The organism is Polynucleobacter sp. MWH-UH2A, from assembly GCF_018687195.1.
Taxonomy (GTDB): Bacteria; Pseudomonadota; Gammaproteobacteria; order Burkholderiales; family Burkholderiaceae; genus Polynucleobacter.
In genome coordinates this window covers 1,930,954-1,943,702 of record NZ_CP061321.1, presented here as the reverse complement: position 1 = coordinate 1,943,702, position 12,749 = coordinate 1,930,954, and the positions used below count along the sequence as shown (strand labels likewise).

General features: G+C 45.7%; 12 protein-coding genes. 6 read left to right on the top strand and 6 right to left on the bottom strand.

Translation table 11 applies throughout. The annotated features are described in order from the left end of the window. Nucleotides 1–82: 82 nt before the first annotated feature. Together IC571_RS10055 and IC571_RS10050 are read left to right on the top strand one after the other, a co-directional pair. Nucleotides 83–1,222, top strand: a complete 1,140-nt coding sequence (locus IC571_RS10055; RefSeq protein WP_215317902.1) for an efflux RND transporter periplasmic adaptor subunit — start codon at nt 83–85, stop codon at nt 1,220–1,222. Between the two features lie 7 nt (nt 1,223–1,229). Next, the gene (locus IC571_RS10050) at nt 1,230–4,265 is read left to right on the top strand and encodes an efflux RND transporter permease subunit (RefSeq protein WP_215316495.1); all 3,036 of its coding nucleotides are present in this window, start codon (nt 1,230–1,232) and stop codon (nt 4,263–4,265) included. 24 nt (nt 4,266–4,289) lie between these two features. Here IC571_RS10050 and IC571_RS10045 read toward each other — a convergent pair whose 3' ends face one another. From IC571_RS10045 to IC571_RS10035, 3 genes are read right to left on the bottom strand one after another with little or no spacing between them, the layout of a single operon-like run. Continuing rightward, entirely contained in the window at nt 4,290–4,955 is a 666-nt protein-coding gene (locus IC571_RS10045; protein ID WP_215316494.1) for a glutathione S-transferase family protein, read from the bottom strand. A 26-nt stretch (nt 4,956–4,981) separates the two neighbouring features. Next, nucleotides 4,982–5,482 carry a flavin reductase family protein gene (locus IC571_RS10040; protein ID WP_215316492.1) on the bottom strand — a complete coding sequence of 167 codons (501 nt, stop codon included), beginning with the start codon at nt 5,480–5,482 and terminating at the stop codon, nt 4,982–4,984. 6 nt (nt 5,483–5,488) lie between these two features. Then, nucleotides 5,489–5,785: a hypothetical protein gene (locus tag IC571_RS10035; protein ID WP_215316491.1), complete on the bottom strand. Its 297-nt coding sequence runs from the start codon at nt 5,783–5,785 to the stop codon at nt 5,489–5,491. 69 nt (nt 5,786–5,854) lie between these two features. Between IC571_RS10035 and IC571_RS10030 the strand changes: the two genes are divergently transcribed. Beyond that, nucleotides 5,855–6,841 carry an MDR family oxidoreductase gene (locus IC571_RS10030; protein WP_215316489.1) on the top strand — a complete coding sequence of 329 codons (987 nt, stop codon included), beginning with the start codon at nt 5,855–5,857 and terminating at the stop codon, nt 6,839–6,841. 17 nt (nt 6,842–6,858) lie between these two features. Here the strand turns inward: IC571_RS10030 and IC571_RS10025 are convergent, their stop codons facing one another. Further along, nucleotides 6,859–7,035 carry a DUF1289 domain-containing protein gene (locus tag IC571_RS10025; RefSeq protein ID WP_215316488.1) on the bottom strand — a complete coding sequence of 59 codons (177 nt, stop codon included), beginning with the start codon at nt 7,033–7,035 and terminating at the stop codon, nt 6,859–6,861. Nucleotides 7,036–7,067: 32 nt separating this feature from the next. Between IC571_RS10025 and IC571_RS10020 the strand changes: the two genes are divergently transcribed. Then, nucleotides 7,068–8,153 (top strand): MBL fold metallo-hydrolase, encoded by a 1,086-nt coding sequence (locus IC571_RS10020; protein WP_215316486.1) that lies wholly within the window; start codon nt 7,068–7,070, stop codon nt 8,151–8,153. On the opposite strand, the gene IC571_RS10015 is transcribed toward IC571_RS10020, so the two are convergent. Beyond that, a complete protein-coding gene (locus IC571_RS10015; protein ID WP_215316485.1) occupies nt 8,065–8,517 on the bottom strand; it encodes a PhaM family polyhydroxyalkanoate granule multifunctional regulatory protein in 453 nt (150 codons plus the stop codon). The genes IC571_RS10020 and IC571_RS10015 overlap by 89 nt on opposite strands. A 74-nt stretch (nt 8,518–8,591) precedes the next feature. Between IC571_RS10015 and IC571_RS10010 the strand changes: the two genes are divergently transcribed. Next, nucleotides 8,592–9,653: a homocysteine S-methyltransferase family protein gene (locus IC571_RS10010; RefSeq protein WP_215316483.1), complete on the top strand. Its 1,062-nt coding sequence runs from the start codon at nt 8,592–8,594 to the stop codon at nt 9,651–9,653. Then, nucleotides 9,650–12,412 (top strand): methionine synthase, encoded by a 2,763-nt coding sequence (gene metH, locus IC571_RS10005; RefSeq protein WP_215316481.1) that lies wholly within the window; start codon nt 9,650–9,652, stop codon nt 12,410–12,412. The genes IC571_RS10010 and metH overlap by 4 nt, the downstream gene beginning before the upstream one ends. On the opposite strand, the gene IC571_RS10000 is transcribed toward metH, so the two are convergent. Next, nucleotides 12,409–12,726 (bottom strand): DUF1840 domain-containing protein, encoded by a 318-nt coding sequence (locus IC571_RS10000; protein WP_215316479.1) that lies wholly within the window; start codon nt 12,724–12,726, stop codon nt 12,409–12,411. The two genes, metH and IC571_RS10000, sit on opposite strands and share 4 nt — an antisense overlap. Nucleotides 12,727–12,749 lie beyond the last annotated feature (23 nt).

Below are 12,749 nucleotides of genomic sequence, written 5' to 3'. Positions count from 1 at the left end.
ACTTTGGGAGAAGGCCAAGGCATTCTATGCTCGTATGGGTGTTAAGTGGCGTGGCACCAAGGCATATGCCAAGTTGATGGCAATGGAGCCTTTGCAACGTCGTATGACAGTCATGTTGTGTGGGGTTTTCTTATTGCTCGGTCTGATTTTTGCTTTTAATCAGTTCAAGACATTCATGATTAAGCATTTCATATCAGGAATGGGTCTACCCCCTGCTACAGTTTCAACGATGGTGGTTGCAACTTCAGAGTGGCAACCAAAGTTAACTAGCGTTGGTAACGTGCGTGCATTCAGAGGGGTTGATCTCAGTACGGAAATTGGTGGATTAGTACAAACGGTTCCTGTGAAATCTGGTCAAGATGTGAAAGAGGGCGACTTGCTCATTAAATTAAATGACGCTTCTGACGTTGCGCAGCTGAATTCTTTAAAGGCCATGGCAGATCTCGCAAAAGTAATTAATGAGCGCGACAAGCTGCAGTTAGCCATTCAGGCGATTAGCAAAAACGTTTTTGATACCAGCAAAGCCGATGCAAAATCAAAGCAAGCCCAAGTTGAGGCGCAAACCGCTTTGGTTGCCAAGAAAAATCTGAAAGCCCCATTTAGTGGTCGCGTTGGTATTGTGTCAATTAATCCTGGTCAGTTTGTGAATCCTGGAGACAAATTGATTACTTTGCAGACTTTGGATCCTATATTTGTAGATTTCACATTGCCTCAAGGTAATGCTGAACAAATTCAGGTGGGACAAGAGGTGGTTGTTACTACCGACGCATTTAAAGATGCCAGTTTTACTGGAAAGATCACTGCCGTTAGTCCAAAAGTTGATACGAATACTCGTAATATTCAGATTGAAGCGCAGATTGCCAATCCAGATAAAAAAGTATTGCCCGGCATGTTTGCCAACGTCAATATCAAGCTTGGCGACGAAGTGAAATTGCTAACCTTGCCGCAAACGGCCGTGACCTATAACCCATATGGTTCAACTGTTTTTATTGCTAAACCGACTGGTAAGAAAGATAAGCAGGGCAATCCAGCTTTAGAGGCGCAGCAAGTATTTGTGACAACCGGTGCGACTCGTGGCGATCAGGTAGCGATTCTCAAAGGAATCAATGAGGGCGACACTGTTGTCACTAGCGGTCAATTGAAGCTGAAAAATGGTACGCCACTCATTATTAATAACAAGGTGCAACCTGCGAATTCACCTGATCCTAAGCCGCAGGAATAAGTAGCAGATGAATTGGACTGATATATTCATTCGTAGGCCAGTGTTATCGCTGGTGGTGAGCGCTCTCGTGCTCGTCTTTGGATTGAAGGCAATCGGTTCTTTGCCGGTGAATCAATATCCACAAACTCAAAATGCCATCGTTACGATTACGACTGCCTACTACGGCGCTGATCCAGAAACCATCGCAGGATTTATCACTCAGCCATTAGAAGCCTCAATCGCGCAAGCCCAGGGTATTGATTACCTTTCCTCAACTAGTGTGAGTGGCGTCTCCACCATCATTGCGACTCTGAAGTTGAACTATGACTCCAACTCTGCATTAACCCAGATTCAGACGCAAATTAGCGCAGTTAAGAATCAACTACCCCCACAAGCACAGCAACCTGTTTTGACTGTTCAGGTTGGTCAATCAACTGCTGCAATGTATATGGGGTTTTATAGTGATCAATTGCCTAATAATGCGATCACCGATTACTTATTGCGTGTTGTAAAGCCTAAGTTAGATTCTGTCGAAGGCGTACAAAACGCCGAGATCATCGGCGGAAGAAAATTTGCATTGCGTGCTTGGTTGGATCGCGAAAAAATGGCGGGCCTTGGTGTGGGTGCAGATGATGTGTATAGCGCCATGTCAGCAAACAACTATCTATCAGCGGTAGGCAGCACGAAAGGCGATATGGTCTCTGTTGACCTCGTTGCTGGTACCGATCTGCATACGCTAGAAGAGTTTCGTAAGCTGGTTATTAAAAAGGACGGCGTCAATATTGTTTACTTGGATCAAGTAGCCAATGTCACTTTGGGTTCTGAGGACTACAACACCAATGTGGCCTTTAGCGGTAAACAATCCGTGTTTATTGGCATCAAGGTTGCTCCACAAGCGAATTTGCTCGATGTAGCGCAACGTGTCAGAGATGTGGTTCCGAGTATTCAAAAACAGTTGCCAATTGGAATGAACGGCCAAATTGTTTATGACTCGACAGAATTTATTACAAGCTCAATTGATGAAGTGATCTCCACTTTACTTGAGGCCTTGGTAATCGTGACGGTGGTGATTTATTTATTCTTAGGAAGCGTTCGTGCGGTTGCCGTGCCTGTGATTGCAATGCCCTTATCGTTGATTGGCACTTTCTTCTTGATGCAAATTTTGGGTTACTCCATTAATTTGCTTACGCTCTTGGCTTTGGTTCTAGCGATTGGCTTAGTAGTAGATGACGCCATCATCGTAGTAGAAAACGTTGATAGGCATATGAAGGAAGGTAAATCTCCATTAGAGGCCTCATTAATCGCTGCACGTGAGTTGGGTAGCCCAATTTTGGCAATGACAGTAGTTTTGATTGCTGTTTATATCCCAATTGGGTTTCAGGGCGGTTTAACAGGCGCACTTTTTACTGAATTTGCATTCACCTTGGCTAGCGCAGTAGCGGTATCGGGATTGATTGCGCTGACTCTATCCCCGATGATGTGCTCACGCATTTTTACTGAAGAACAAGAAGCTTCTTCTTTTGTGCACAAGATTGATCAGATTTTTGATAAGGTACATCACAGCTACCAAACTACTTTGCGCGACTTATTAAGTACTTGGCAAGTCATTATTGTGATGGGCGCAATCTTATTGGGTGGAGTGGCTTACCTCTATGCTACTGCGCGTGCCGAATTGGCCCCAACGGAGGACCAAGGCATTGTTTTGATGCAAGCATCTGGACCACCAAACAGTACCGTAAACCAGATGCAAACCTATGCAGATCAAATTTACGCAATTGCAGCAGCCGAACCAGAATACGAACAAGCATTTCAGATCACGAGTCCAACATCGAGTTTTGGCGGCATCTTGCTAAAAGACTGGAGCTCTCGTAGCCGTAATGCGACGAAGTTCCAAGAAGATATGCAGCAAAAATGGAATACGATTGCGGGCGCACGCGTAGCGGCATTCCAATTCCCCGCTTTGCCCGGTGCCCAGGGTTTACCTGTTCAGGTTGTGATCAATACTACTGAGTCCTATGATCAATTGAATGAGGTATCTCAAGCGGTATTAGATAAAGCGCGTCGAAGCGGTAACTTCTTCTTTGTAGATTCAGATTTGAAGATTGATAAACCGCAAGATGTTTTAGTAATTGATCGTGAAAAAGTTGCGGCCTTAGGAATGACGCAACAGCAAGTTGGTGCGGCTCTTTCGGCTGCATTAGGCGGTGGCTACGTCAATTACTTTTCAGTTTCTGGACGTTCGTATAGGGTGATTCCGCAGGTCAAGCAAGTAGATCGTTTGAATCCAGATCAAATTTTGGATTACTACATTCGTACCCCAAGTGGCGCGATGATCCAGGCGCGCACGATAGCCAGTATTCAACAGCGCGTTGTGCCGCAATCAATCAACCACTTTCAGCAATTAAATTCTGCAACGATTTCGGGCGTTAGTACGCCATTTATTTCTCAGGCAGATTTATTGGAATACATGCGTCAAACTTTGAAAGAGGTTGCCCCTAGTGGTTATTCCATGGACTATGCTGGGCCTTCACGCCAATTTATGTCTGAATCAGGCGGCTTTTTGGTAACCATGTTCTTTGCCATTCTGATTGTTTTTCTGGTGCTTGCTGCGCAGTTTGAAAGTTTCCGTGACCCAATTGTTATTCTGGTGTCCGTGCCATTAGCTCTCTTTGGCGCATTGATTTTTATTAATCTCGGCTTCACAACCTTGAACGTTTACACGCAGGTGGGTCTAGTAACTCTGATGGGTTTGATTAGTAAGCACGGTATTTTGATTGTCGAATTCGCAAACGAATTGCAAGAAGCAGGCCGCAGCAAATTAGACGCCATTGTGGAGGCAAGTAGTGTTCGTTTAAGGCCAATCTTGATGACTACCGCAGCGATGGTTTTGGGAGTTGTGCCGCTGGTGATTGCTTCCGGGGCTGGTGCGGCTGGCCGTCAATCGATGGGAATCGTGATTTTTACAGGCCTGTCGATTGGCACCTTATTTACTCTCTTCGTAGTGCCAGCAATGTACCTCTATATGGGTGCCGATCACCATCAGAAGAAATTCAAGCAAGAATAGAATGCGAGATTGAAATGCTCAATATCACTTATTAATGATATTGAGCTCTTTCTCGGCAAATGCTTCGAAATGGGTTTCTGCTTTCAGTTGATTTAGCCAGCGCTCTAAGTTCTTTAGATTTGCGCGTGAACCGGTTTGTTTTGGGAACGTCTCATTGATTAACATCCAGCGATGCGCGCACAAGCTAAGAACAATATCGCCAAGATGAAATTTCTTCCCTGAGCAAAACGCTTGTGAGGCTAATGTTTGATCCAGTACTTCAAATAGCTGATTTGTTTCTTGATAAGACTTCAGAATCAGCTCATGGTTTTGCTCGGCCAGTGGAACTCTTGTGAGGCCCAGAAACGCGGGACGCAAAACCGGCCACAGCGTACCGACTTGCCAATCCATCCACTTCTCAGAGCCATATTGAGAGGCAATGTCCGCAGGAAAGCGACTGTTTTTGTTATGTTGTGAAGCAAGGTAACGCATGATGGTATTAGATTCCCACAACACGAGACCTTTGTCTTCTAGTGTAGGTACTAAACCATTGGGGTTGAGTTTTAAGAACTCAGGAGTGCGCACTTTACCAAACTGAAGGCCGGCATCAATCCGTTCAAAATCAATACCCTCTTTGAGTCCCAATTCAGCGAGACACCACAGAACTTTTTGGACATTAATAGAGCTTTTCCGCCCCCATAAACGCATCATATTTATTCCTATAAGAATTTTGTGAATTAGCTAGCTTTAGTCTCAGAAAAATCTAAGCCCACAAATTTGCTGCGAGCAAATATAAGCGGCTCTCTTTCGGGATAATTTTTTAAATGAATCACTTTAGCAACAATAATATTGTGGTCACCACCCGTGTGAACTGAAACAGTTTCGCATTCATAGTAGGCTACGCAGTGATTGATTTGAGTTAAGTCGCTGTTAGTGCGCTGATGATCAATTCCGGCAAACTGATTAACTTTGACTGTTGCGAAGTGCATTGCTAGTGACTCTTGTGAGCGTTCTAGCACGTGAATCAAATGCTTTTTGCCGACTTCGACCCACGGCATCAGTCGCGAATGCTTCTTAAGGCTCCATAAAATGAGGGGAGGCTCTAGGGAAACGGTATTAAATGAACTGATCGTGATGCCGTGTGGATTCTGATCTTCATCAACACAGGTAATGACGGTGACCCCAGTCGCAAAAGAGGCAAATCCTTTGCGAAGATCTTGCGATGTGAACGGGGCCATATCTTTTTACTTGCTATCTGCTTTCGGTGTTGATTCGATCGTGGTGCCTGGAATTGGAATCAAAACTTCGTTTTCTTCAGCCTTTACGCACTTAAAGCGGTACTCTTTGCCGGCTTTGGATAAAAAGCTTGCACCTTGGTAAAAATCGTTTTTACAGGCTTTGGTAGCGAAGTCCATGACATCTTGCGGATTTGCGCTAGAGCTAATGAGGCGCATATTGCCCATCGACATATTAATTTCGGTCGAATAGCACCCTGCAAGCAATGAGCCAGAAATTGCGGTTAATAGTAGAATTTTTTTCATGGAAGCCTCCATAATCGACAATGCTCGTTAGGATAAACCTATTACACAAAAGCTGCGGGGAAATGAGATATGTTTAAAGCAATCTTGATTAATAAAGATGACCAGGGATACAGGGCCGAGCTTGGGCAGGCTGATGAATCTAGCCTTCCTGAGGGTGATGTCAGGGTCAAAGTTCTGTATTCCACCTTAAACTACAAGGATGGCCTTGCAATTACTGGCAAAGGCCCTGTAGTGCGGAGCTTTCCAATGGTCCCTGGGATCGACTTTGCTGGAGAGGTAATTGAAAGTGCTAGCCCTGACTTTAAGGCGGGCGATATGGTGCTCCTCAATGGCTGGGGAGTGGGTGAGGGTCACTGGGGCGGTTTAGCTCAGCAAGCGCGTGTGAAATCTGAGTGGCTAATTCCATTACCCAAAGGCTTTACTGCAAAACAAGCCCTTGCTATTGGTACTGCTGGATATACCGCTATGTTGTGTGTCATGGCATTACAAAAACATGGACTCAAGCCAAGCGATGGAGAGGTGTTGGTGACTGGCGCTGCAGGTGGTGTTGGTAGCTTTGCGATTACCTTACTTAGTAAATTAGGTTTTACGGTGGTTGCTAGTACTGGGCGAATGGCTGAAGCGGATTACTTAAAAAAATTAGGTGCTGCAGAAGTGATTGATCGTGCCGGCTTATCTGCGCCAGGCAAACCTTTGGCTAAAGAGCGTTGGGCAGCAGTATTGGATAGCGTTGGTAGTCACACCCTGGCAAATGCTTGTGCACAAACCAAGAGCAATGGCGCGGTAGCTGCTTGTGGGCTTGCTCAAGGCATGGATTTTCCCTCAAGTGTCGCCCCTTTTATTTTGCGCGGCGTAACCTTATACGGAATTAATAGCGTTACAGTGCCTCGTGAAAAACGGATCGCTGCTTATGAGCAACTCAGTAAGTTGGTTGATCTGAAGACGCTAGATGAAATTTCTCAGGAAATCACTTTAGAGGAATCATTAAAGTATGCCCAAGAGTTGATGCTTGGAAATGTGCGTGGTCGCTTGATTGTTGATGTTAATCGCTGCTAGATGATGGGCGGAGTTACTCACTCTTTGACTTGTAGTTTGCGAGCAGTGATTGCCTCCCAAATTTTCAGCTTGTCATCATTCGGTAGTTCCGACCAATCTGCGATTTCAGAAAGCGTGCGATAACAACCGCGACAATAGCCGTTTTCAGGGTTGATGTCGCACCAATTAATGCAGGGTGATGGAATCGTTGTCAAAGCGATCTTTAATGCAATAAAAGAAATTAAATATGAGTAAGCAACAGCAAACCACAAATGAATCCGCTATTCATTATCCATTAGGTGATCAAGTTCCGCAGCTAGGTCAAAGTATTGAGCTTGCTCCTGGCGTTCGCTGGTTGCGGATGAAGCTACCCTTTGCTTTGGACCATATTAATCTTTGGTTATTGCGCGATCAAATGAATGGTATTCAAGGCTGGACAATTGTCGATTGTGGGATTGCGAATGATGAGACAAAAGCGTCATGGGAAACTATTTTTGCAACTCAATTAGAGGGGTTGCCAGTATTGCGCGTGATTGTGACGCATATGCATCCAGATCATGTTGGTTTGTCTCAATGGTTATGTGAGAAATGGAATGCTCCTTTGTGGATCTCAATGACCGACTATTTGACGGCGCAATGGTTGAGCTGCAAAGAGGGAGGCGCGGCGGTTGGTGCACGAGCAGGTGGCGGCGGTTCGGCCGATCATTTTCAAAAGCATGGTTTAACTGCCCCAGAGGATTTGGAAAAAATTCGGGCGCGTTCAAATTACTACAGCAATATGGTTCCTGGTGTTCCAAGGCAATACCGACGTATCCTTGATGGCGAGTTGATTTCCATTGGTGGAAATGATTGGCAAGTCATTATGGGTTATGGGCATGCACCAGAGCACGCATCACTTTATTGCAAAGGTTTAAATGTTCTAATTTCAGGGGACATGTTGCTGCCGCGCATCTCTACAAATGTGAGTGTTTATGATGCGGACCCCGATGCAGATCCATTGGGCTTGTACCTGCAATCTCTGGCAAAGTATTTGCCTTTGCCTGATGACGCATTAGCACTGCCATCCCATGGCAAACCTTTTGTTGGAATTAAACCCAGAATTGCACAACTCAATGCCCATCATGATGAGCGTTTAGCAGATGCATTGGAAGCATGCAAAGAACCGATTACTGCTCGCGAAATCGTGCCAGTTTTATTTAAACGCGAGCTCGATATTCACCAACTAACTTTTGCAATGGGTGAGGCTATTGCTCATCTGAATTACCTACTTCGTCGAGGTAAGTTGGATCGCCAGCTTTGCGAGGACGGCGTGTTGAGGTTTTCCGCGGTTTAGCTTTTGTTGTTTTAGGGCTTTCACCGGAATCTGATTTTGTCGTTGCGGCAGTGCTGGCAGCAGAGACTGCATCCCCAAATGACTTGAGGGCCATCATCGTTGCATGTTGTACTTCAAGCCCCTGAATCGTGGACTTCAGGATATTGAGGTTGAGGTTGAGCCAGTTTTCAACGCTTTTCAGGTCTTTAATGCGTTTCTCAAGTTCCTCGATGTCCATGCCTGGAAATGCGGCGCCAAAGCCTCCAGCCGCTTTTGAGGCGTCTGTAGTGAAAGGGAACTGTCCAGCTTGGCCTGCTGCGCCTTGTCCCCACATAGTTTTAAACATCTCAAGACTTTGATTGAATTCAGGAATGGTTCCAAACATAGCGGCTCCAAGGTAAATAAAAAGTGGCTTTTCCAATAGAATAAGGGATTCTAGAGATCAATCCCGGTTAAGCAATGCAATTTAATGGTTTGTCCCAGCCTTACACCCGTGGCAAGGCGCTTCCTGAGCTTTTAAAGCAGCGCATCCTCATATTGGATGGCGCGATGGGAACCATGATTCAGCAATATAAGTTAACTGAAGCGGATTACCGTGGTTTACCTGGCAATACTCGTTTTGTAGATCACCCTGGTGACCTCAAGGGAAATAATGAGTTATTGGTACTGACGCAACCTCAAATTATTAGTGAGATTCATGAGAAGTATCTAGATGCGGGTGCCGACATTATTGAGACGAACACTTTTGGGGCTACTTCGGTAGCCCAAGAGGATTACAAGATGCCTGGTTTAGCGCGGGAGATGAATGAGGTATCCGCAAAGCTCGCGCGCGCTGCTTGTGACAAGTACAGCACGGTTGATAAACCACGTTTTGCTGCTGGCGCGATTGGCCCTACTCCAAAGACTGCGAGCATTTCTCCGGATGTGAATGATCCAGGTGCGCGCAATATTACATTTGACGCTTTGCGTGCTTCTTATCGCGAGCAAATTGAAGGGCTCTTTGCGGGCGGGGTAGATCTATTTTTAGTCGAAACTATTTTTGATACTTTGAATGCCAAAGCAGCATTGTTCGCTCTTGATGAATTCTTTGGGGATACGGGTGAGCGTTTGCCAGTGATGATTTCAGGTACGGTAACAGATGCTTCTGGACGTATTCTTTCAGGACAAACCGTGGAGGCATTTTGGAATAGCTTGCGCCACATTAAGCCTCTAACCTTCGGACTCAATTGCGCTCTGGGTGCAGCCTTGATGCGCCCTTATATTGCTGAGCTTGCGCGTATTTGTGATGCAGCAGTATCTTGCTATCCAAATGCAGGTCTACCTAATCCAATGAGCGATACCGGATTTGATGAGACCCCTGAAATTACTTCTGGATTGGTGGATGGTTTTGCAAAAGATGGATTGGTGAATTTGGTGGGTGGTTGTTGTGGAACGACGCCGGATCACATTCGCGCAATTGCAAATGCTGTTGCAAAACGCAAACCGAGAGTTTTCTATCGCGAACAAGCTGAGGAAGTATGAGCAAGATAGAAAACAAAAATCAGAAGCAAATAATTCCAGCGATGAAGCTTTCTGGATTAGAGCCATTTAATGTGACCACTGATGTGGGCTTCGTGAACATTGGTGAACGTACTAACGTGACGGGCTCCAAAGCATTTGCGCGAATGATTCTGAATAATCAATTTGATGAAGCACTCGCTGTAGCGCGACAGCAAGTTGAAAATGGCGCCCAAGTCATTGACATCAATATGGATGAGGCAATGCTTGATTCCGAGTCGGCGATGACGCGCTTCCTCAATCTCATTGCATCTGAGCCTGATATTGCTCGCGTGCCTATCATGATCGACTCATCAAAATGGAGTGTGATTGAAGCGGGTTTGAAGTGCATACAGGGCAAGCCCATCGTTAATTCGATTTCTATGAAGGAGGGCGAGGAGCCTTTCCGTAAGCAAGCTGCTCTGATTCGTCGTTATGGTGCTGCAACGGTCGTGATGGCATTTGATGAAGCGGGTCAGGCTGATACGTTCCAACGCAAGATAGAAATTTGTCAGAGAAGCTATGACATTCTCGTAAACGAGATTGGCTTTCCTGCGGAAGATATTATTTTCGATCCTAATATCTTTGCGATTGCGACGGGCATTGAAGAGCATGACAACTATGCCGTGGATTTTATTAACGCGACTCGTTGGATAAAAGAAAATCTTCCTGGGGCCAAGGTTAGCGGCGGTGTTTCAAATGTGAGCTTCTCTTTCCGTGGAAACGATCGGGTACGAGAGGCGATTCATACAGTATTCCTTTACCATGCCATTCAAGCAGGCATGGATATGGGTATCGTGAACGCTGGCCAGTTGGGCGTGTATGCTGACCTTGACCCAGAACTGCGCGAACGCGTTGAAGATGTTGTCCTTAATCGTTTTAAAGAAAAAGAGGGTCAAACACCAACCGAAAGACTGTTAGCGATTGCTGATCAATTTAAGGGTGATGGCACCAAGCAGGTTGAGAACTTAGTCTGGCGCGAGGCGCCAGTACGCGAACGTTTAACCCATGCATTAGTCCATGGCATCACAACATTCATTGAAGAAGATACCGAAACATTGCGCGCAGAAATCATGGGCGCAGGTGGCCGACCGATTGAGGTAATTGAAGGCCCGCTGATGGATGGTATGAACGTTGTGGGTGATTTGTTTGGTGCCGGAAAAATGTTCTTGCCGCAGGTTGTTAAGAGTGCGCGCGTAATGAAGCAGGCTGTTGCAATGCTTATTCCTTATATTGAGGAAGAAAAGCGCCAGCACATCGCGGCGGGTGGCGAAGCCAAGGCTAAAGGCAAAATTGTCATGGCTACCGTTAAAGGTGACGTTCACGATATTGGAAAGAATATTGTGACGGTAGTACTTCAGTGCAATAACTTTGAAGTCGCCAATATGGGTGTGATGGTGCCTTGTGCGGAAATCTTGAAGCGCGCCAAAGAAGAGAATGCAGATATTGTTGGCCTTTCAGGATTGATCACACCATCTCTGGAGGAAATGACATACGTTGCACAAGAGATGCAGCGCGATGAGTATTTTCGTTCTCGACAAATTCCGTTGATGATTGGTGGTGCCACAACTTCGCGCGTTCATACTGCCGTAAAGATTGCGCCTCATTACGATGGCCCAGTGGTGTATGTGCCTGACGCATCCCGTTCTGTATCGGTAGCTTCAAGTCTTTTGTCTGATGAAAGTGCCAAGAAATTTATTCAAGAATTACGAGATGACTATGCTCGTATTCGTGAACAGCATGCGAATAAAAAAGCGACGCCAAGTATTTCATTGGAAGCGGCACGCAAAAACCGCGAGATGATCGATTGGTCAGCATATGTGCCAGAGAAGCCAAAATTTATTGGACGTCGTGTTTTCAAGAACTTTGCTCTTTCTGATATTGCGAAATATATCGATTGGACGCCATTCTTTCAAACTTGGGATTTAGCAGGAAAGTTTCCAGCAATACTCGATGATGAAGTGGTTGGCGATGAGGCCCGTAAGGTGTATGCAGATGCACAGAGCATGCTGGATAAGCTGATTAAAGGTCAGTGGCTACAAGCTGATGGCGTGGTTGCTTTTTATCCTGCCAATACAGTTGGTGATGACATTGTTTTGTATAGCGATGAAGAGCGCAAGCATCCTTTATTTGTTTGGCATAACTTACGTCAACAATCAGAGCGTCCAGTGATTGATGGTGTGCGTAGACCGAATCGATGCCTTGCAGATTATGTCGCCCCAAAAGACGCAGGTGTTGCCGATTACGTTGGTTGTTTTGCGGTGACTACTGGACATGGCGTCGAGAAGAAAGTTGCTGAGTTCCAAGCAAAGCATGATGATTACAGCGCCATTATGTTGAAGGCTTTGGCTGATCGTTTAGCTGAAGCTTTTGCTGAATTAATGCATCATCGCGTTCGTACGGATCTGTGGGGCTATGCGATTGATGAGCTTCTCACCAATGATCAAATGATCAACGAGGAATATCGTGGTATCCGTCCGGCACCAGGCTACCCTGCGTGCCCTGCCCATGAAGTGAAGGAAGATTTGCTTCGTGTAATTGGGTCTGAAGATATCGGTATGACTCTTACCGAATCTCTGGCGATGAATCCTGCGTCAAGCGTAAGTGGATTCTATTTGGCGCACCCAGATGCACAATATTTCAATGTTGGAAAAATTACCTCTGAGCAACTTGAGGATTTGGCAAAACGTCGCGGTCAATCCGTCGATGACGTACGTCGGCAACTTGCTAGCTTAGTGGATTAAATGCCCCACATGACAGGCTCGTTTTTTGCTCGAGCCTGCTTCATCAGTTCTAAGAATGGATACGCCCTTTGACCGAGTCGATCAGCTAGTTTGGGTTTCTCGGATTCGCCATCTTTGTTTTCACTCGCTTTTTTACGTTCCTCGAGATCATTCAATATAGCGGTTTCTAGGGCGGTAATCAGGGCGGGCAATTGCTCTTCAGTCAAAATTCCCCTGGGTTCAAGCGGGCGACCCAAGATATCGAAGATTCGCTTGGTCAGATCAGCTAGCATGATGACATCTGGACCGGCTTTGGAGCGAAATTGATAGATCATTTCGACAGCTTACCACCTGATAA

Excerpts from the sequence above, each read along its gene's own strand:
- IC571_RS10055 (WP_215317902.1), top strand. The coding sequence starts at position 83 with ATGGAGCCTTTGCAACGTCGTATGACAGTCATGTTGTGTGGGGTTTTC.
- IC571_RS10050 (WP_215316495.1), top strand. The coding sequence starts at position 1,230 with ATGAATTGGACTGATATATTCATTCGTAGGCCAGTGTTATCGCTGGTG.
- IC571_RS10045 (WP_215316494.1), bottom strand. The coding sequence starts at position 4,955 with ATGATGCGTTTATGGGGGCGGAAAAGCTCTATTAATGTCCAAAAAGTT.
- IC571_RS10040 (WP_215316492.1), bottom strand. The coding sequence starts at position 5,482 with ATGGCCCCGTTCACATCGCAAGATCTTCGCAAAGGATTTGCCTCTTTT.
- IC571_RS10035 (WP_215316491.1), bottom strand. The coding sequence starts at position 5,785 with ATGAAAAAAATTCTACTATTAACCGCAATTTCTGGCTCATTGCTTGCA.
- IC571_RS10030 (WP_215316489.1), top strand. The coding sequence starts at position 5,855 with ATGTTTAAAGCAATCTTGATTAATAAAGATGACCAGGGATACAGGGCC.
- IC571_RS10020 (WP_215316486.1), top strand. The coding sequence starts at position 7,068 with ATGAGTAAGCAACAGCAAACCACAAATGAATCCGCTATTCATTATCCA.
- IC571_RS10015 (WP_215316485.1), bottom strand. The coding sequence starts at position 8,517 with ATGTTTGGAACCATTCCTGAATTCAATCAAAGTCTTGAGATGTTTAAA.
- IC571_RS10010 (WP_215316483.1), top strand. The coding sequence starts at position 8,592 with ATGCAATTTAATGGTTTGTCCCAGCCTTACACCCGTGGCAAGGCGCTT.
- metH (WP_215316481.1), top strand. The coding sequence starts at position 9,650 with ATGAGCAAGATAGAAAACAAAAATCAGAAGCAAATAATTCCAGCGATG.
- IC571_RS10000 (WP_215316479.1), bottom strand. The coding sequence starts at position 12,726 with ATGATCTATCAATTTCGCTCCAAAGCCGGTCCAGATGTCATCATGCTA.